At 64.2% G+C, this 18,958-nt stretch carries 15 protein-coding genes and 1 pseudogene; 5 read left to right on the top strand and 11 right to left on the bottom strand.

Annotation, left to right across the window (positions count from 1 at the left end; translation table 11 throughout):
• Nucleotides 1–105: 105 nt before the first annotated feature.
• The 5 genes and pseudogenes from waaA to OKW41_RS44010 all read right to left on the bottom strand — a co-directional run.
• Entirely contained in the window at nucleotides 106–1,419 is a 1,314-nt protein-coding gene (gene waaA, locus OKW41_RS44030; protein WP_429576302.1) for a lipid IV(A) 3-deoxy-D-manno-octulosonic acid transferase, read from the bottom strand.
• Between the two features lie 88 nt (nucleotides 1,420–1,507).
• On the bottom strand, nucleotides 1,508–2,392 hold the full coding sequence (locus tag OKW41_RS44025) for a Kdo hydroxylase family protein (protein WP_429452826.1): 885 nt from the start codon (nucleotides 2,390–2,392) through the stop codon (nucleotides 1,508–1,510).
• Between the two features lie 80 nt (nucleotides 2,393–2,472).
• Complete coding sequence (waaC, locus tag OKW41_RS44020) at nucleotides 2,473–3,474, bottom strand: lipopolysaccharide heptosyltransferase I (RefSeq protein WP_429576301.1); 1,002 nt, start codon at nucleotides 3,472–3,474, stop codon at nucleotides 2,473–2,475.
• A 175-nt stretch (nucleotides 3,475–3,649) separates the two neighbouring features.
• Nucleotides 3,650–3,871: a hypothetical protein gene (locus OKW41_RS44015; RefSeq protein WP_429576563.1), complete on the bottom strand. Its 222-nt coding sequence runs from the start codon at nucleotides 3,869–3,871 to the stop codon at nucleotides 3,650–3,652.
• A gap of 129 nt (nucleotides 3,872–4,000) precedes the next feature.
• Nucleotides 4,001–5,045 (bottom strand): annotated as a pseudogene (locus tag OKW41_RS44010) (hypothetical protein); the annotation flags it as partial.
• A 397-nt stretch (nucleotides 5,046–5,442) separates the two neighbouring features.
• On the opposite strand from OKW41_RS44010, the gene OKW41_RS44005 reads away from it, so the two are divergent.
• The 4 genes from OKW41_RS44005 (at nucleotide 5,443) to galE (ending at nucleotide 9,806) form a co-directional block, all read left to right on the top strand.
• Nucleotides 5,443–6,651: an oligosaccharide flippase family protein gene (locus OKW41_RS44005; RefSeq protein WP_429576562.1), complete on the top strand. Its 1,209-nt coding sequence runs from the start codon at nucleotides 5,443–5,445 to the stop codon at nucleotides 6,649–6,651.
• A complete protein-coding gene (locus OKW41_RS44000; protein ID WP_429452832.1) occupies nucleotides 6,648–7,478 on the top strand; it encodes a glycosyltransferase in 831 nt (276 codons plus the stop codon). Before OKW41_RS44005 ends, OKW41_RS44000 begins: the two co-directional genes overlap by 4 nt.
• 143 nt (nucleotides 7,479–7,621) lie before the next feature.
• Entirely contained in the window at nucleotides 7,622–8,770 is a 1,149-nt protein-coding gene (locus OKW41_RS43995; RefSeq protein WP_429576300.1) for a glycosyltransferase family 4 protein, read from the top strand.
• Nucleotides 8,771–8,783: 13 nt separating this feature from the next.
• Complete coding sequence (galE, locus tag OKW41_RS43990; protein WP_429294630.1) at nucleotides 8,784–9,806, top strand: UDP-glucose 4-epimerase GalE; 1,023 nt, start codon at nucleotides 8,784–8,786, stop codon at nucleotides 9,804–9,806.
• A 108-nt stretch (nucleotides 9,807–9,914) separates the two neighbouring features.
• Here the strand turns inward: galE and OKW41_RS43985 are convergent, their stop codons facing one another.
• Both OKW41_RS43985 and OKW41_RS43980 read right to left on the bottom strand, forming a co-directional pair.
• Nucleotides 9,915–11,468, bottom strand: a complete 1,554-nt coding sequence (locus tag OKW41_RS43985) for a hypothetical protein (protein WP_429576299.1) — start codon at nucleotides 11,466–11,468, stop codon at nucleotides 9,915–9,917.
• Between the two features lie 191 nt (nucleotides 11,469–11,659).
• On the bottom strand, nucleotides 11,660–13,225 hold the full coding sequence (locus tag OKW41_RS43980) for a methyl-accepting chemotaxis protein (protein ID WP_429576298.1): 1,566 nt from the start codon (nucleotides 13,223–13,225) through the stop codon (nucleotides 11,660–11,662).
• Nucleotides 13,226–13,473: 248 nt separating this feature from the next.
• Here OKW41_RS43980 and OKW41_RS43975 point away from each other — a divergent pair, with 248 nt between their 5' ends.
• A complete protein-coding gene (locus tag OKW41_RS43975) occupies nucleotides 13,474–14,574 on the top strand; it encodes an MraY family glycosyltransferase (RefSeq protein ID WP_429452842.1) in 1,101 nt (366 codons plus the stop codon).
• Between the two features lie 214 nt (nucleotides 14,575–14,788).
• Here OKW41_RS43975 and OKW41_RS43970 read toward each other — a convergent pair whose 3' ends face one another.
• The 4 genes from OKW41_RS43970 to OKW41_RS43955 all read right to left on the bottom strand — a co-directional run bounded on the left by OKW41_RS43970 (nucleotide 14,789) and on the right by OKW41_RS43955 (nucleotide 18,929).
• A complete protein-coding gene (locus OKW41_RS43970; protein ID WP_429452843.1) occupies nucleotides 14,789–14,938 on the bottom strand; it encodes a hypothetical protein in 150 nt (49 codons plus the stop codon).
• A gap of 79 nt (nucleotides 14,939–15,017) precedes the next feature.
• A complete protein-coding gene (locus OKW41_RS43965; RefSeq protein WP_429452844.1) occupies nucleotides 15,018–15,545 on the bottom strand; it encodes a DUF2778 domain-containing protein in 528 nt (175 codons plus the stop codon).
• Between the two features lie 469 nt (nucleotides 15,546–16,014).
• Nucleotides 16,015–17,895, bottom strand: coding sequence for a polysaccharide biosynthesis protein (locus tag OKW41_RS43960; RefSeq protein WP_090803332.1), 1,881 nt, complete (start codon nucleotides 17,893–17,895; stop codon nucleotides 16,015–16,017).
• Between the two features lie 11 nt (nucleotides 17,896–17,906).
• Nucleotides 17,907–18,929, bottom strand: coding sequence for an MraY family glycosyltransferase (locus OKW41_RS43955; RefSeq protein ID WP_429576297.1), 1,023 nt, complete (start codon nucleotides 18,927–18,929; stop codon nucleotides 17,907–17,909).
• Between the last annotated feature and the right edge of the window lie 29 nt (nucleotides 18,930–18,958).

Here is an 18,958-nt window from a genome sequence, read left to right as displayed (position 1 = left end):
AGATTCGTGGCGTCGTTTGATCGCATCGCCAGAGAGAGCGTCCAGCGGAATCGTTGCGCATCGAGCAAAACGCAACACGCCGCATTGCACGACACCCGCCCACCCCTACTCCGGCAACAACGCCGCCAACACATCCACCGTCCTCGCCGTCGCCCCGCGATGCCTCGCCGCAAACGCGGCAGCCGCACCGCCCATCGCGAGCCGCCGCGACTTGTCGCCGAACAGCTCGCGCAGCGCGCGCGCCAGATCGGACGGATCCTGCACCTGCACGGCGGCACCGGCCGCGACCGCATCGGCGGTGGCTTGCGTGAAGTTGAAAACGTGCGGCCCGATCAGCACCGGCACGCCGACCGCGCACGCTTCGATCAGGTTCTGCCCGCCAAGCGGCAACAGACTGCCGCCGATAAACGCAAGATCCGACGCCGCGTAGTAAGCGCCCAACTCGCCCATCGAATCGCCGAGCAGCACGTTCACGTCGCGAGGCAGCGGCGCCACGCCATCGTCGGCGGTGCGCGCCGCCGACGCGACCTTCGCATCGGGCGCCCAACTCGATCGGCGTTCGAGCCGCAACCCCGCTTTCTCGACGAGCGCCGCGACTTCATTGAAGCGCTGCGGATGACGCGGCACCAGAATCAGCAGCGCATCGTCGACGCCGAGCGCCGCGAACGCCTCGAGCACGAGCGCTTCTTCGCCCTCGCGCGTGCTCGCCGCGACCCACACGGGCCGCGTGCCGATCGCCGCGCGCCACGCGTGGCCGCGTGCCGCGAGTTCGGGCGGCGTGCTCATGTCGAACTTCAGATTGCCGAGCACCGCGACATTGCGCGCGCCGAGCGAGGTCAACCGCTCGGCATCGGACGGACTCTGCGCGAGCACGCGCGCGAAGCCGCCAAACACGTCCTTCGTCGCACCGCCGAATTTCGCCGCGCGCTTGAACGAACGCGCCGACATCCGCGCGTTGGTCAGCACGAGCGGCACGTCGGCGCGACGGCACTCGTCGATCAGGGTCGGCCACACCTCGGTTTCCATCACGAGACCGAGCGACGGCCGCCACACGCGCAAGAAGCGCCGTACCGCATGCGGCATGTCGTACGGTAGATAACTGCGCAACACGCGGTCGCCGAAAATCTCGATGCCGGTCGCGCGGCCGCTCGGCGTCATGTGCGTAAGCAGAATGCGCGCGTCGGGGCGCGCCTTCATCAGCGCATCGATCAGCGGCTGCGCGGCGCGCGTCTCGCCGACCGACACCGCATGCACCCAGATCAACGGCGCGCTGTCCTCCAACAAGCGCCCGCGCGAATAACCGAAGCGCTCGCCGATATGCTCGCGATAACCGCGCTCCTTACGCGAACGGATCAACAGACGCAGCACCGCAAGCGGCGCGATGAGCCACCACAGCGCGCGATAGATCGCCCTTAGCATCGGCGCCCCGCGTGATTCGGAAGGCGCAGCGCGCTCACGCGCGCGATGCGGGCCGGCATCTGCCCGGTCCTCGAATCGACCGCCGCGCTCAAACCAGCGCCCTGCCCTTCAGGCGCTCGAGAATGCCGAGCGGCGCGCATTCCGGCTGCGCCATCGCCTTCACTGGCAGGAAGAAAGTCTGCTCCAGCATGAACTGGCCGGACATCACCGCATGCGAGGTCTGGTCGGAGAAGCACACCCACACGCTGCCCGGTGGAAACGGCATGGTCTGTTGCGGGCTCGTCTTCTGATAGTCGAGGTCGGCCTTCATGCCGTCGTGCAGACTGAGCATCAGATGATCGTATTCGCTGCGCAGCGATTTGGTCACGTGCAGCAGGTTCAGCAGCCACGCGGAGCCGGGCATCTGCGGCTTGATACGCGGCAGGAAGCGCTGCGCCATATCCTCGAACGGCTCGCCGACGCGCCATACGCGCGGCACGCCATGGGGATTGACGTTGGTGAACACGCGCAGGATGCGCTCGCCGTAATTCGGCCGCGACGGAAACGCGTCGACGTGCAGACGGCTATCGTCCTTGCGCCACGAGGTTTCGCGTGTCTCGACCTGATGCAGCCGCAGGCTCGTCGGCGCGACACGCAGCTTGCCGCTGTACTCGGGAAAGAGCCCGTCGACGAGCGTGCGCGCATTCGCCTGATAACGCGCGATCAACGCGCGCACCGCCGATTGCGTGACCGCATCGCCGGCCACGCCATGCAGCGCGCCGCCGTTCGGTTCGAGACTGATGTTCTTGCGGTTCGGATCGGCGAGCGCCGGGTCGAGCAGCGCCTGTTCGCCACCGTCGATCGCGAAGCGCAGGTTCGGGAAGTACAGCACCTTGCCGCGCTCGACGCCGGCGAGCAGCGTCTCGCGCGGCACGGACAGATTGCAGCCGTGCCAGTCGGCGTTCGCTACTTCGATGATCTGGGATTCGTTCATGGTCGCCCTTTGGAACGGAGGGTGCGCAAGGCGAAGCGCACCGACAGGATGCAGCAGGTGCTGATGCCGGCCGGCCCGGGTTACAACAGCCCGAAGCCGGCGAGCACCGACTTCACCTGCTGCAGCGTAGGCGGCTGCCCCGCCGCGCCTAGATTGACGACGTTCGGCGACCAGTAGCCGCCGGTGCGCCACGCGGTCGAGAAATTGTACAACTCGACCGTGGGCCGCTTCAGCGCCGCCGCGATATGGATCAGACCTGTGTCAACCCCGACCGTCGCGGCCGCGCCATCGATCAGCCCCACCACCGCCGGCAGCGACAGCTTCGGCGGCACGATCGCGGCCGCGCCGAACTCCTTCGCGAGGCGCTCGCTGGTCGCGCGCTCGGCGTCGCTGCCCCACGGCAGCACGATCGATGCGCCGCGCCGCACCAGCGCTTGCCCGAGTTCGATCCACGCGGCATCGGGCCACTGCTTGTCGGCGCGCGAAGTCGCGTGCACGAACACCACGTACGGCACCGGCAGATTCAGATTCGCCTGCGACAGCGCGAGCGCGGCACGGCCCGTGTCGAGACCGAAGTCGATGTCGTCGGTAGGTTGCGGCGGCGGATCGTTCAGCGCCGCGGCCACCAGTTGACGCGTGCGTTCGACCACGTGCGTGCGCGGGGCGATCGGCACGCGCCGCCCGTAGAAAAAGCGCACCGGCCATTCGTAGCCGGCGCCTTCGGTACGGTTGCCGAGGCCGACGAGCGGTCCGCGCGCCATGTTCGCGAGCCACGCGGTCTTGATGAGGCCCTGGCAGTCGATTACCAGATCGTAGTGCTCGGCGGCGAGCGCGCGGCGAAACGCGCCGATCTCGCGCCAGTTGTCGACGGACAGGATGCGCTTGCGCCAGCGCCGCAGCGACACCGGAATCGCGCGCCGCACGCCGCTCACGAGTTCCACGAGCCCGACGAAGCTTTCCTCGACGAGCCAGTCGATCTGCGCGTCGGGATGACGGCGCCGGATGTCGGCGATCACGGGCATGTTGTGAACGACGTCGCCCAGCGACGACACCCTCACGATCAGTATCTTTTGCGCGCTCAAGAGTGAGAAAACCGGCTATCCGGCTCGAAGATGCGTTGAAAGGACCGCAATTCTAGCGCGCCGTCCATGAAAGACATGAAAAACGCGGCGCGGTAAGGCAACCCGCGCCGCGTTCGGTAGGGGCGACGCTTCGAGCCGTCTTAACGAACTTCGAAGCGCCGCGCCGCATCAGCCGTCAGAACGGCAGTTTCGCATCGGCCTTCTCCGCGAGAATCACGCGGCGGAAGTCGTCCTGGATGCGTTTGAGCGCCGCGTCGTTGTCGGCCTCGAAACGCATCACCACGACCGGCGTCGTGTTCGACGAACGCGCGAGGCCGAAGCCGTCCGGATACTCGACGCGCAGACCGTCGATCTTCACGACGTTGTCCGCGCCGGTGAACTTCGCGTTCTGCTGCATACGCGCGATCAGCTCGAAGTTCTCGCCTTCTTCGAGTTTCAGCTGCAGCTCAGGCGTGGAGTGCGAGTTCGGCAGCGAGTTCAGCAGCTTGCTCGGGTCGGCGACACGCGTGAGGATCTCGAGCAGACGCGCTCCCGTGTACAGGCCGTCGTCGAACCCATACCAGCGGTCCTTGAAGAACACGTGGCCGCTCATTTCGCCCGCCAGCGGCGCGCCGGTTTCGCGCAGCTTCGCCTTCACGAGCGAGTGGCCGGTCTTCCACATCAGCGGCTCGCCGCCCTTGTCCTTGACCCACTTCGCGAGATTGCGCGTGCACTTCACGTCGTAAATGATCTGCGCTCCCTTGTTGCGCGACAGCACTTCTTCGGCGAACAGCATCAGCTGACGGTCCGGGTAGATGATCTGGCCGTCTTTGGTGACGACGCCGAGGCGGTCGCCGTCGCCGTCGAACGCGAAGCCGATTTCCGCATCCGTTTCCTTCAGCGCGCGAATCACGTCTTCGAGGTTCTCCGGGTGCGCCGGGTCCGGGGTGGTGATTCGGGAAGTTGCCGTCGACTTCGGTGAACAGTTCGACGAGTTCGCAGCCGAGCTTCCTGAACAGCTTCGGCGCGAGCCCACCGGCCACGCCGTTGCCGGTATCGACGACGATCTTGATCGGACGCGCGAGCTTCACGTCGCTCACGATGCGCTCGAGATACGCGTCGGCGATGTCGTACTCGGCGTAGCTGCCGCTGCCGTCGGCGAAGTTCTCGTCGACGATGCGCTGATGCAGCGCGAGAATCTGCTCGCCGTAAATGGCCGCGCCGCGCAGCACCATCTTGAAGCCGTTGTAGTCCGGCGGATTATGGCTACCCGTCACGACGATGCACGAGTCGACGCGGCGCTCGCCGCCCGCCAGCTTCAACGGTACGCTCGCCGCGAAGTAGCCGACCGGTGTGGGCACCATGCCCACGTTCACGACATCGACGCCGGCCGCACGCAGGCCGTCGGACAGCGCCCCAATCAGCTCGGGGCCCGACAGGCGTCCGTCGCGCGCGACCACGACCGCGTCGCCGCCCTGCGCGCGCACTTCGCTGCCGAATGCGCGACCGATGGAACGCGCGGCGTCGGCGTCGAGCGTCTTGCCAATGACGCCACGAATGTCATACGCCTTGAAAATGGATTTGGAGATCATATTGGCTCACTTGCGTGCAATGGAAAATTTTGACCTGCGCACCGATCTCGACCGGTAACAATCGCCGGTAAAAACGCGGTAAAAATTCGCGTTAAAAACCACGGTAATACTCACGTTAAAAACACGTGTTACCGCGCCTCGATGTCCCCTTGCCGGAAGCGGTCCGGTTCCAACTTATAATTGCGTTCTTCTGACCAGCCTGAATACCGCCATTCTAATGCTTAGACGCCCTCCTTTTGTAAAGTTGCCGTGGCTGCCGGCCGGGAGGGCGAATGCGCATAGCGCCGCATGCATGGCCGTGCGAGGCGGCTTGACCGACGCGCAGCGGCGAGCGGCCAACGGATGCTGACACTCAAAGCGTTTCGCCAATCCCGACGTCACCCGAGCGTTTACGAACATCGTCTGGCTGGGTCTCGAGCGGCTTACGCAGATCGGCGTCGCAATCGTGATCAGCGGCATGCTCGCGCGTTACTTCGGGCCCGAAGCGTTCGGCAAATGGCAGTACGCGAATACGCTGCTGCTGGTGCTGTCGCCGATCACCTGGGTCTGCGGCGCGGAAATCCTCGTACCGACCATCGTCAACCGGCCGCCCGAACGACTCGGCACCGTCCTCGGCAGCGCGTTCGCGTTGCGCTTCTCCGTCTCGGCCGTTGCGCTGCTGCTCACGTGGCTCGGCATTGCGCTGCACTTCTTCGAACCGCTCGTCGGTGCGATGCTCGCCGGCCTCTCGGTGACGATGCTGTTTCGCGAGCCGTTCGTCGGCGTGATCAACGCGTGGCTGCAAAGCATGACCTACAGCAAGCCGCAATTGCTGACCAGCATGAGCACCGCGGTGATCAAGGCGGCTCTCGTCTATCTGCTGGTGCGCGCGACGGCCGCGCCCGCGCGTTTCGGCTGGCTGTGGGCGCTCGAAGCGGCGGCGATCGGCGCGGTGCTGTTGCTCTACTTCATGCGCCGGCATGGCGGCAAGCTGGGCTGGCATGTCGAACGTTCGCTCTTCAGGCACTTCGCGAGCGCGGGCACCGTGTTCTGGCTCGGGCTCATCTGTATGTATCTATTTCTGAAACTGGACCGGCTGATGCTCGAGCGCGCGATTTCGTTCGCCGACCTCGGTCGCTACTCGGCCGCCCAGCAGTTGAATGAAAACTGGATCACGCTCGCGCTGATGCTCGCGCAAACCATTGCGCCCGCATTCGTCTACCGCGTGCAAGGCATCGCGCAACTGCGCCGCAACATGTGGCGGCTCGCCGCGCTGACCGCCGTGCTGATGGTGTGCGGCGCGTTCGTGCTCGATCTGCTCGCGGGCTTCATCATCCGCCGTGTGTTCGGGCCGGACTTCGAAGGCGCGATCGAAATCTTCCGCTGGGCCGTGTGGCTGTCGGTGCCCGCCGGCGTCGAGGCGATCGGCAATCTGGTCGTGCTCAAATATCAGGCCAGGTTCGTGTTGCTCGCCAAGTGGCTGCTCGCGCTCGCCGTCGCGTTCGCGGTCAATCTGCTGGCGATCCCGCGGCTCGGCGCGTATGGCGCGCTCGTCGGCCTCGCGGCCGGCTATCTGGCGGCCGTCTCGGTCAATCTTTATTACATCCGTTTCAAATTGCGCCCATGACGAACTCATCCGCCACCGCGCAAACCACGCTCGACGACGTCGCGGTGCTGATACCCGCCTATAACGGCCAGGCGGACGTCGATTCTACGCTCGCGTCGTTCGAAGAAAGTGCGCTGGTGCACGTACTGATCGTCGATGACGGCAGCACGCCGCCGATCGTCGCGCCCACGCTGCCGAACCTGAAGATCGAAGTGCTGCGCATGGCGCAGAACGGCGGCATCGAGCGTGCGCTGCGAACCGGCATCGACGCGCTCGCGCAGCGCGGCTTTCGCTATGCGGCGCGCATCGACGCGGGCGATCGCGCGGTGCCACAGCGGCTCGCGAAGCAGCGCGCGTTCATGGAAGCGCATCCGAACGTGGCGGGCCTCGGCATGTGGACCCAGGTCGTCACGCGCGCGGGCGAGCCGCTTTTCATGCTGACGCCGCCGGCCGAGCCGAACGTGATCCGGCGCCAGCGCTTTTTCCGCTCGTGCCTCGCGCATCCGTCGATGATGCTGCGTATCGATGCCGTCCGCACAGTCGGCAACTACCGCGCCGCGTATCGTTCGGCGGAGGACCTCGATCTGTTCGTGCGTCTGATGGAACGCTATGACTGCGCGAATCTGCCGGAACTCGGCCTTTTCTATGAGCTGAACGAAGGCGGCATCAGCGCGACGAAACGGCGCCGGCAGATCGGTTCGACGCTGCGTTTGCAGTTGCGCTACTTCAACGTGGCCAATCCGTACGACTGGTTGGGCCTCGCGAAGAATCTGTTGCATCTGATGCTGCCTTATCGCACGTTGCAGCGGGTCAAGCGCGCGCTGCTCACGCCGCGCGCGAACCGTTGAGTCGCGCCGCGTGTGAGCGCTGTCGTTGTCGTTGTCGTTGTCGTTGCCGCAGTCGCTTCATTCGCTGAGGTTCGCGCCGCATCGTAGGGCGCTGTCTTCGTATCAATGGTCCACACTTCATTCAACGCCCGGCATTTCTTCGCATGAAGCCCTCTTTCAAGTCGACGCCCGCGCTACGCATTACACTCGTTTGCAACACGGCCTGGGCAATCTATACGTATCGGCAAGGGCTGATCCGCACGCTGATCGGGCGCGGCGTCGACGTGACGGTGCTCGCGCCGCGCGACCGCACGTTCGAGTTGCTCGTCGCGATGGGCTGCCGTTGCATCGAGCTGCCGATGGCGTCGAAAGGCACGAGTCCGGGCGAAGATCTGCGCACGCTCGTCGCGCTGTATCGGCAGTACAGGACCATCCGTCCGCATGTCGTGTTTCACTACACGATCAAGCCGAACATCTACGGCTCGATCGCGGCGAAGCTGGCTGGCGTGCAGTCGGTGGCGGTCACCACCGGGCTCGGCTACGTGTTCATCCAGCACAGCCGCGCCGCACAGATCGCCAAAAGGCTGTATCGTTTTGCTTTCCGCTTTCCGCGTGAAGTGTGGTTCCTGAATCGCGACGATCAGGCCGCGTTCATCGACGGCAAGCTGCTCGTACATCCGGAGCGCGCGCGGCTGTTGCACGGCGAGGGCGTCGATCTCGAGCAGTTCGCGTTCACGCCGCTGCGCGAGCGCGCGGAGTTTCGCTTCGTGCTGATCGGGCGGCTGCTGTGGGACAAAGGCGTCGGCGAATACGTCGAGGCCGCGCGGCAATTGCGCGCGCGCTACCGCCACGCGCGCTTTCAGCTGCTCGGGCCGGTCGGCGTCGACAATCCGAGCGCGATCACGCGCGACGAAGTCGCCGCGTGGGAACAGGAAGGGGTGATCGAATATCTGGGCGAGGCGCACGACGTGCGGCCGTTCATCACCGATGCCGATTGCGTGGTGCTGCCGTCGTATCGCGAAGGCGTGCCGCGCACGCTGATGGAAGCGTCGGCGATGGGCCGGCCGATCGTCGCGACCGACGTGCCCGGCTGCCGCGAGGTGGTGGCCGACGGCGTCAACGGCTTGTTGTGCGAAGCGCGCAATGCGCAGAGCCTTGCCGCGAGTCTCGCACGCATGCTCGACATGAGCGGCGCGGAGCGGCGCGCGATGGCGGAACGCGGCCGGCAGAAAGTCGCGACCGAATTCGACGAACGCATGGTCGTCGAAACCTATAAAGACCTGGTGCAAAAAATCACGGGTGTTTTACTTTAATGGGAGCAACAGCATGACCACGAAGGGCACGATTCTGGTAACGGGCGGCGCGGGTTTCATCGGCTCGCACACTTGCGTCGAACTGCTGAACGGCGGCTACGACGTCGTGGTGATCGACAATCTCGTGAACAGCAAGCGCGAAGCGGTGCGGCGCGTCGAGAAAATCACCGGCCGTGCGGTGAGCTTCTACGACGACGACGCGCGCGACGCAGCCGCGCTGCAGCGGATTTTCGATGCGCATCCGATCACCGGCGCGATTCATTTCGCGGCGCTGAAAGCGGTCGGCGAGTCGGTCGCGAAGCCGATCGAGTACTACGCGAACAACGTCGGCAGCCTGCTGACGCTACTCGGCGTGATGCGCGATCGCAACGTCAAGCAGTTCGTGTTCAGTTCGTCGGCAACGGTGTACGGCGTGCCGAAGAGCTCGCCTATCGACGAATCGTTCCCGCTGTCGGCGACCAATCCGTATGGTCAATCGAAGCTGATCGCCGAGCAGATCCTGCGCGATCTCGAAGTGTCGGACCCATCGTGGCGCATCGCGACGCTGCGCTACTTCAATCCGGTCGGCGCGCATGAAAGTGGCCTGATCGGCGAAGATCCGGCCGGCATTCCGAACAACCTGATGCCGTACGTCGCACAGGTCGCGGTCGGCAAGCTCGACAAGCTGCGCGTGTTCGGCGGCGACTACGAGACGCCCGACGGCACCGGCGTGCGTGACTACATCCACGTGGTCGATCTCGCGCGCGGGCATCTCGCCGCGCTCGATGCGCTCGTCGAGCGCGATGCGAGCTTCGTCGTCAATCTCGGCACGGGCCAGGGCTATAGCGTGCTCGACGTGGTGCGCTCGTTCGAGAAGGCGTCGGGGCGACCGGTGCCGTACGAGATCGTCGCGCGCCGCCCGGGCGACGTCGCGCAGTGTTTCGCGGACCCGAGCGCGGCCGAGAAAATCATCGGCTGGCGCGCGCAGTTCGGCATCGAGCGCATGTGCGCGGACCACTGGCGCTGGCAGTCGACGAATCCGCAGGGGTTTGCCTGACGTACGTGACGCGATCGCCGTCGCGCCGGCCCGATCGATGAGTCGGGCGGGCGCCCGGCCCGCGTCACCGCCCTATCGCGCACGCGCCACCAGCGCGTGCGCTCTTTCTTACTCCGCGGATTCGCGCGGATAAAAAAACAGGCCGGAAACGTTCACCGCGCCGGTCAGGCCTTCCTTCGGCACCGCCGACACCAGAAAACGCCGGTGGGGGCCTCGCATTTCGTCGGGCGTGCAGCGCGCCGATCGAGTGAACACGAGCTGCCAGTTTTGCGCGATGCAAAACGGTACGCTGCCCTGGCGTTTGCCATACGCTTCGATGCCCACCAGAATAGGCCACAGCCGTTCCCAATCCGCGGATCCATCGAGGTCGAGAACAGCCACGCCGCCCCCCGCTTCGAGAGTGCGGATAGCTGTGTAAGCAGCGGGAATTCGAGGATCGTTGTACTGGGAAACGTTTTCAGGCGGCTGATGAATCCGGATCGCAGTGAAAGTCGCCACGGCCACACAAACGATCACGGCAATGGGCGCGGTCGCAACCGTCACATTGTCGAGGAAACGCTTCGCCAGCAACGTGAGCGCCAGAGCAGGAACGACGTAGTAGAAGATCCCGACATAGGTCAGTGAAAGATCGTCGACTCCGAAAACGGCATAAAAGACAAAGGCGGCTGTCGCGCTGGCCAGCGCCAACGACAATGCCCGCTCAGGTGCGACGCGGCTTTCATTGTCGCGCGCCGGATCGTTCGTCACGAGAACAGCACAAGCCGCCGCGCCCAGCAGAATACCGAACAGTCCGTTACTCCAGAAAAGACCGGCAAAGCGCGCGGCGTCCACTAAACGATTGGCTTTGTGGGCACGGCCAAAAGCGGCATATTCAGCGAGCGGCCCGGGAAAATGAAGGATCGTCTGGATCGCGAGAGGAATCAGGAAAATCACCACGATCGCCAACGCAACAGCGATCGTTCGAAAATTGCTCGCGAGGTAATGCCGGCTCAACACCCGGGTCCCATTGGAACCCGATCTGAACGAAAGCCAGGTATTGGCTATCAGCGCGCACGCCAGCATGATGCCCGTCATACCAAGAAAAGAAGCATGACCGTTCAGAAGAAATCCAAGGCTCACGGCAAGCAGCACAAGCCCGTCTGCGCGTCCCATGATCAATGCGCCGACGGACACCGTGAACGCCGCAAAAGCAAAGTAATAGAGATGTGGGAACCAGGGACCGGCAAAGGCCTGGTAGTTGATGTAAGCGGTGACACCGACGAATAAGGCCGTGGTGAGGACGGCTGCCGCAGTGGCTCCCCTCGTTGCCGGCTGCATCCTGATCAAAAGCGTCCCGATTGCCGCGATCCAGAAACCGGAAAGCAGTGCAACCGCGTGGATCTGACCGGAAAACGGCGACGCGACCGAGTGCGTCAGGTCGAAAAATACGATCTCGCCCGCGGCAAGCGCGTAAAGAAACGCAGGACCGGGATGATTGAACCCGACGCGCGAGTAATGTCCGACGAGCAGCTTCAGATGCTTCGCGTCGGCGATCAGCAACGAGTTCGCCGCAAAGTCTCCGACCTCGTGCAGTTGCGCGGACGGAAAGGTCTGACCGAACACGATAATGAACAGCCCGACACAGAGCGCCGAAAGAAGAAATGCTGCCAACCCTTTGAGCATCGAACACCTGTTTTCGAGTTATCCAACGCCTGGCCGTGATCGGGTGCGGTTCCCCGATCAACCACTTCCACTTGATGAAGAACGTGGAAGAAACCGGCAGCACCAGCGGAGGTCAAGATGGAAAACAGGATTCTAAGGTAGCTGTCGACGCGCTATGTCATCGACAGCCAGACGTTTCTCCGGGCTGGACTCTAAGCCGCCGCGCCCGACTCCTCAAGCCGAAACACGGCAATGGCCTCCTTCAGAACGATGGCCTGCTCCTCCAGCGACTTCGCCGCGGCCGCCGCCTGCTCGACGAGCGCCGCGTTGTGCTGCGTGACTTCGTCGATCTGCGACACCGCCTTGTTGACCTGCTCGATGCCGTCGCTCTGTTCGAGCGCCGACGCCTCGATCTCGCTCATCACGCCGGTCACGCGCTCGACGGCCTTCATCGCTTCCTGAATCGTCTTCTGCGCATCCGACACCAGCGACGCGCCCTCCTCGACCTTCGCCGCCGACTCGCCGATCAGTTCCTTGATCTCCTTGGCCGCCGCGCCCGAGCGCTGCGCGAGGCTGCGCACTTCCGAGGCGACCACCGCAAAGCCGCGCCCCTGCTCGCCCGCGCGCGCCGCTTCGACGGCCGCATTCAGCGCGAGGATGTTGGTCTGAAACGCGATCCCCTCGATCATGCCGATGATCTCCGTGACCTTGCGCGACGACTCGCTGATGCCGTCCATCGTCTCCGTCACGCGCGACACTACCTTGCCGCCGCGCGTGACCGTGTCGAGCGCGCCGTGCGCGAGGCGGTTCGCCTGCTTCGCGTTGTCGGCGTTCTGCTTCACGGTCGCCGACAGCTGCTCCATGCTCGCCGCGGTCTGCTGCAGCGCGGCCGCCTGCTGCTCGGTGCGCGCCGACAGATCGGCATTGCCCGACGCGATCTCGTTCGCGCCCTGCGTGATCGCGCTCGTGCTGCCGCGCACCTTGCCGACCGTTTCGACGAGGCCGTCGCGCATCCGCGTCAGCGCGCCGAGCAGCTGGCCCATCTCATTGCGCGATTTCACCTTGATCGCGACGCTCAGGTCGCCGGCCGCGATGCGCTCGAAGTGCTTGACCGTCGCGTTGACCGGCTTGATCAGCGCCGACGACAACGCGACCCGAGCGCCCACCGCAATCACGAGCGCGATCACCGCGATCGCGCCGAACAGCACTGTCGCGAGCTGGAAGCGTCGCGCGCCGGTCGCGGCCTGCTGATGCTGATTGTCCATCTGCGCTTTTTCGAGCGCGTCGATCGCTTTCGAGTAGGACGCGTACAGGCTGTTCGCCGTGTCGCCCTGGATGTTGCGGAAGGTGTTGAAGTCGAAGTCGGCCAATGCCTTGAATTCCGGTTCGATCGCCTTGTCGACGAGCGCCGCGCGCGCGTCGCCGACGCTCTGCGCGAGCTTGCGCTCTGCGTCGCTCGCGAACGGGCCGGCCATGTAGTTGCGGAAGTCGTTGTTCGAGTCGAGCAGCACCTTGTGCGCGGCCGGCAGCAGATCGTCGGTCTGCTTGCCGACGCTGAACAACGTCTGATAGGTGCCCAATGCGAGCTGCACCTGCAGAAGCTTCTCGGAACTCGCCTTCAGATGCGACAGCGCGACCGCACTGCGCTGCGTGTCGTCGAGGCCGTCGTTGGCGAGCTTCAGCGCGCCGTAGCCGACAGCGATCACCGTCAGAAGGAAGGCGACGAAAACGCTGATCACGAGCGTCAGTCCGCCACGAATTGTGATGTTATTTAGCATTGGGTCTCCGGAACGCCTTTGTTGCGCGCGACTTACACTTCGTCGCATCCAGGTTTACGGTTGCGGCGCGCGCGCGCCGCATAGGGGGAATCCATGAGGAGCGAGCGCTCACGGGCCTGTGCGGGCCGCTTCGGTCTCGCTATCTGGGATTTTTTGCCGGCCTGGATGAAAGCTTCGCGCCCGTGCCGCGCGCCGGCCGACGCACGTTTCGTTTGTATAATTCCGCGTCTTCGCTCAGGCCCACTTTCATGCTTAGTTTTGCGCTCGGCTTTCTCGTCTCTCTGCTGATCACGCTGTTGATCGTGCGCTATGCGCATCTGCATGAAAAGTTCTCGACCGACACCGATCTGGCCGGCGTCCAGAAATTCCACGTGCGTCCGGTGCCGCGCATCGGCGGGACTGGGATTCTGGTCGGGCTGATCGTCTCCGCGGTGCAGTTGCATCGCGCGTATCCGGCCGTATCGGGCAGCATTCTCGGGTTGATCGCGTGCGGCATGCCGGCGTTCGGCTCGGGGCTCGTCGAGGATCTGACCAAGCGCGTGTCGCCGCTCGCACGCCTGATCTGCACGATGGCGGCCGCCGCGCTCGCCTGGTTCTTTCTCGACATCGCGGTCACGCGCATCAGCGTGCCGCCGCTCGACTTTCTGCTGTCATATGCGGCGATCTCGTTCGTGGTCACGGTGCTCGCGGTCGCGGCGCTCGCCAACGCGATCAATATCATCGACGGCTTCAACGGTCTCGCGTCGATGGTCGCGTTCATGATGTTCGCGTCGCTCGCGTATGTGGCGTTCCAGGTGCACGACCCGGTCGTGCTGTCCGCGTCGTTCATGATGATGGGCGCGGTGCTCGGCTTCTTCATCTGGAACTTCCCGGCCGGGCTGATTTTTCTCGGCGACGGCGGTGCTTACTTCATCGGCTTCATGCTCGCCGAGCTGTCGATCCTGCTCGTGATGCGCAATCGCGACGTATCCGCGTGGTATCCGGTGCTGCTCTTCATGTACCCGATCTTCGAGACCTGCTTCTCGATCTACCGCAAGAGGTTCATTCGCGGCATGTCGCCGGGCATTCCGGATGGCGTGCATCTGCATATGCTGGTCTACAAGCGGCTGATGCGCTGGGCGGTCGGCGCGCGCACCGCGCGCGAGCTGACGCGCCGCAACTCGCTGACGTCGCCGTATCTGTGGCTGCTGTGCCTGATCGCGGTCGTGCCGGCGACGCTGTTCTGGCGGCACACGCTGCATCTGTTCTGCTTCGTCGTGGTGTTCGCGGCGACTTATGTGTGGCTTTACGTGAGCATCGTGCGGTTCAAGTCGCCGAGATGGATGGTGGTGAGGAAGGGGAAGCGGTAAGCAGAAGCGATAAAGGCGCCCGAGGGCGCCTTTTTATTGGTCGAAATAGCCTTAGCCGCCTCGAAAGTGGCTCATATGTACCATGGGTATCGGCCGAAAATTCGAAATCCGTTCACTCGGCTCGAAATGTAGCAATGGAACCCTCTCGTCACCGGGATTCCTCGAAATTCATCAATGCACGGGATAAAAAAAGCCCCGTCGCCGGGGCTTTCGTCTACTTCGCGCGATACCACCGCCATAGCTTCATGATCGCCACATACGCCAGCACCGCCACGAGCAGTTCGATAGTCATCCACAGGCCGATATACAGGTTTTCGGGATCACCGATACCTAGCACCTCCGAAGCGTGTATCCATGCACGCATCTCGGGCTCGGTCCACCCATCGTCGTACGGTCGGACAAATCGGAATGACAGAAGGTACAGACCTATAAACAGCAGGACTTTAAGCACCCTTCGGACAGGTGTTGCCATATGTGATGACCTCAATTGTTCCGTAGGCGCGAAGTCCCGAATTGCCGGCAGGGATCGTCATGGTGTGCAGGAGTGAGTTGCGGATTCTCAGGAAATCCGTACGGCTCGGCAGGGTAATGCAGCCAAGCGAAACACCCCGACCACCTGCCGGATGCAACCTGAAGTTTCCACGCCGCACGCCGTTGATCCATGTGTAATCGTCGATTAGCCCATCATCACGATACAGTGCAAACCATTCACTGTGATCGGTCGCGTGCGACGAGTAGTAATTGAACTCATCTTTTAACCACGTTTCTACCGCAGAGCGCACGCCGCCAGTAGGGCGCGGGACGATCCAGTACTTGCCAGCGGGGATCGGCCCGTTATTGGGAACCATTGTGCAGCCGCCCCGATTGCGGTATTGGCCGTTGCCGGAATAGGCGTCGAATGTGCCGATGCCATTAATGGTGAGCGGTGACAGCGGCGCGTTGTTCACGAGAAATTTGCCGAAGTAAGCCATGTTTCACGCCTCCTGATTGCGCTGGCTGTAGGTCATTGCGTTCTGCATAGATTCCTTCCGTTGGTGAACCTTGACCGTAAGCGCGCGTGCCGCTGGCGCGCTACAGGTCGATTCCGGAATTGCCGCCTCTTTCGCCTGGACAAAAAAACGCGCCTCAAGGGCGCGCACAACCTTTGCATCACAGAAAAAGAGCCAACAGAGCCGCCACCTCAGCGGGAACGACATACCGGGCGGCGATGGTTCAATGCTAGGTGTATGTGCCGGGCGCAGGCTTCGGACAACTCCGAAACGCCGAGGCGTGCACGATGGTCGTCAACTCTCCTGGGCAAAAATAAAAAAGCCCCAGCATGTCTGTAGGGGCTCTTATCGACAAACATCCGACGGCAAATTTCAACGGGGCGAATGACCTGCCTTCGCGGGTACTGATTCAATGCTTCGACTACTCCGATGACTCGCGGCGGCGGAACGCCTACGACACCCGCGTCGCCGGCGCCACACTACGCAGCGTCGTCGCCGTCGCCGGCAGATACTCCGGCACCCAGCGCCGCAGATCGCGCCGCACTTCATCGTCGGCCGGCACGCGATGCTGCATCAGCCACGGCAGCAGGTTGTCGATCAGGCTGTCCGGCACCTCGCGCGCCTGTGCGATGCGCAGCTTCGGGTGCGGCGTGCGCGTGGTGGTTTCGTCGTCCGCGAGCAGTTCCTCGTAGAGCTTCTCGCCCGGGCGCAGGCCCGTGAACACGACCCGAATCTGCTCTTCGGTGAAACCGTACAGGCGGATCAGATCATGCGCGAGATCGGCGATTCGCACCGGCTTGCCCATGTCGAGAATGAAAATCTCGCCGCCGCGCCCCATGCTCGACGCCTGCAACACGAGTTGCGACGCCTCCGGAATCGTCATGAAGAAACGCGTGATTTCCGGATGCGTGACGGTCACCGGGCCGCCGCGCGCGATCTGCTCCTGGAACTTCGGAATCACGCTGCCCGCGCTGCCGAGCACGTTGCCGAAGCGCACCGTCTCGAACTGCGTGCGCCGCGCGCCCTGCTGCTGCAGCGCCGAGCACGCCATCTCCGCCAGCCGCTTGCTCGCGCCCATCACGTTGGTCGGGTTGACCGCCTTGTCGGTCGAGATCAGCACGAAATGCGCGACGTCGTGACGGATCGCCGCGCGCGCGACGCGGTACGTGCCAAGCACGTTGTTGCGCACCGCCTGCCACGTGTTGACCTCTTCCATCAACGGCACATGCTTGTAGGCCGCCGCATGAAACACGATGTGCGGACAGTAGCGCGCCATCACCTGATCGAGCAGCAGCGAGTCCTTCACGTCGCCGACGATCGGCACCACCGACACTTCCGGATATTTGTCGCGCAGCTCTTCGTTCAGCCGATAGATCGAGAACTCGGAGATGTCGAACGCGACCAGTTGCACCGGACCGAAGCGCAGGATCTGCCGGCATAGCTCCGAGCCGATCGAGCCGCCCGCGCCCGTCACCATCACGACGCGGTTTTTCAGCAGCGCGGCGACGTGCTCGGTGTCGATCGTCACCGGGTCACGGCCGAGCAGGTCTTCGAGATCGATTTGCCGCACGCGCGACAGGAACGCCTGACCTTGCGTGAGCGGCGTGAGCGCGGGCAGCGTCATCGCGCGTACGCCGGCGCGCACGCACAGCGTGGCGATGCGCCGATGCGCCTCCACCGACGCCGACGGCACCGCGATGATCACATGCTCGACCTTCAGCTCCGTGCAGATTTTCTGCAGATCGCTGATCGCACCAACCACGCGATAGCCGTAGATTTCACGGCCCTGCTTGATCGGATCGTCGTCGAGCAGACCGACGAGGCGCCATTGGCCCGAGCGCTTCAGCTCGCGCACGAGGTTCGCGCCGGCATTGCCCGCGCCGAGCACGAGCACCGGCTTGCCTTGGCCGACCAGTCCGCCGTAGCGATAGAACTCCTTGGCCGCGCGATACAGCGCGCGTGAGCCGCCCATCGTCAGGAACAGCAGCATCGGCGACACGATCAGCACCGAGCGCGGCACGACCGGCGCCGGCTGCAACAGCGCAGAGCCGATCACGACGACGAGCGCGCCGACGCCGATCGCTTTCGCGATCCGCACGAGATCGGGCAGGCTCGCGAACACCCACATGCCGCGATAGAGGCCGTAGCCGCGAAACATCACCGCGTAGATCAGCAGCACCCACACGAGCGCATGCAGCCCGCTCGACCAGAACGGCGCGGGCACCGGTCCGTTGAACCGGATCACATAGGCCAGCAGCCAGGCCATTGCCACCGCGCACAGGTCGAACGCAAACGCACTGAACGAAAGCCATCTGGCTTTGAAGCTTTTCATTGCGCAGAACCTCAGATTGGCCCGGAACGGGACACATGGCGCCGCCAGCGGCGATCAATACACAGCCCCGCGACGACCAGCACGGCAGCCCATGCGACGACAACCAGCCATTGATACAGAAGAGCGAATTGTAGCGCCCAGATAGCAAGCATTATGCCCGCCGCCATGAACAAATACCAAATCCACGCGGTCGATGCGTGCCCCAAACCCGACTGCACCAGTCTTTGATAGTAGTGTTCACGATGCGCCTGCCAAAATTTTTCACCGCGCAGCAGGCGCTTGAGCAGCGTGACCGACGCATCGCCGATGAACGGCGCGAAGCACAGCGCCGGAAACCACACCGGCCATACACCCTCGCGCCACCCCCAATAGCCGAGCGCGCCGGCCAGAAAGCCGAGCGGGATCGAGCCGGCGTCACCGAGAAAGATGCGCGCTGGGTGAAAGTTGAACAGCAGAAAGCCCGCGGCCGCGCCTGTGACGATCAGGCTCGCCGTCGCGAGCGCCAGGTCCGCGTGCGACGACAGCGAGGCGGCCACCGCATAGCCGCCGAAGCCGAACAGCGCCATGCCGCCCGCGAGGCCGTCCGAGCCGTCCATGAAGTTGTAGAGATTGACGAGCCACACGAGTAGAACCGCCATGCACGCGAGCGCCCACCACGGCACGTCGGCCGGATAGACGGCGATCAGTGCCGCCACCGCCGCCGCATGACCGCCGAAGCGCACGCGTGCGGGCAGGCCACGTCGATCGTCGATCTGCGATAGCGCCGCGAGCAGCGCCGCGGCAAGCGCGGGCAGCCACAGCGACGGCGCCGCCAGCGCGATCAGCAGCACCGCGACCGGCACGATGCCCCAGCCGCCCACGCGCGGCGTCGGGCGCGTGTGCAGCGAGCGGTCGTTGGGGACGTCGGTGGCGAGCCGCCACGCGAGGCCGGTGCGCAGCAGCGTCCACAGGATCGCCGCACAGGCGGCGAGCGCGGCGACGCCCCACGGCAGTAGAGAGACGACGGAAGAGGCGGAGTGTGCAGCGAGCGGCATCGATAGCGTTAGCGGGTCAGGTCGGAGTC

The organism is Paraburkholderia sp. UCT70, assembly GCF_050434085.1.
Taxonomy (GTDB): Bacteria; Pseudomonadota; Gammaproteobacteria; order Burkholderiales; family Burkholderiaceae; genus Paraburkholderia; species Paraburkholderia tuberum.
Note: the sequence above shows the minus strand (reverse complement) of the source record. Positions and strands in the feature narration are given on the sequence as shown.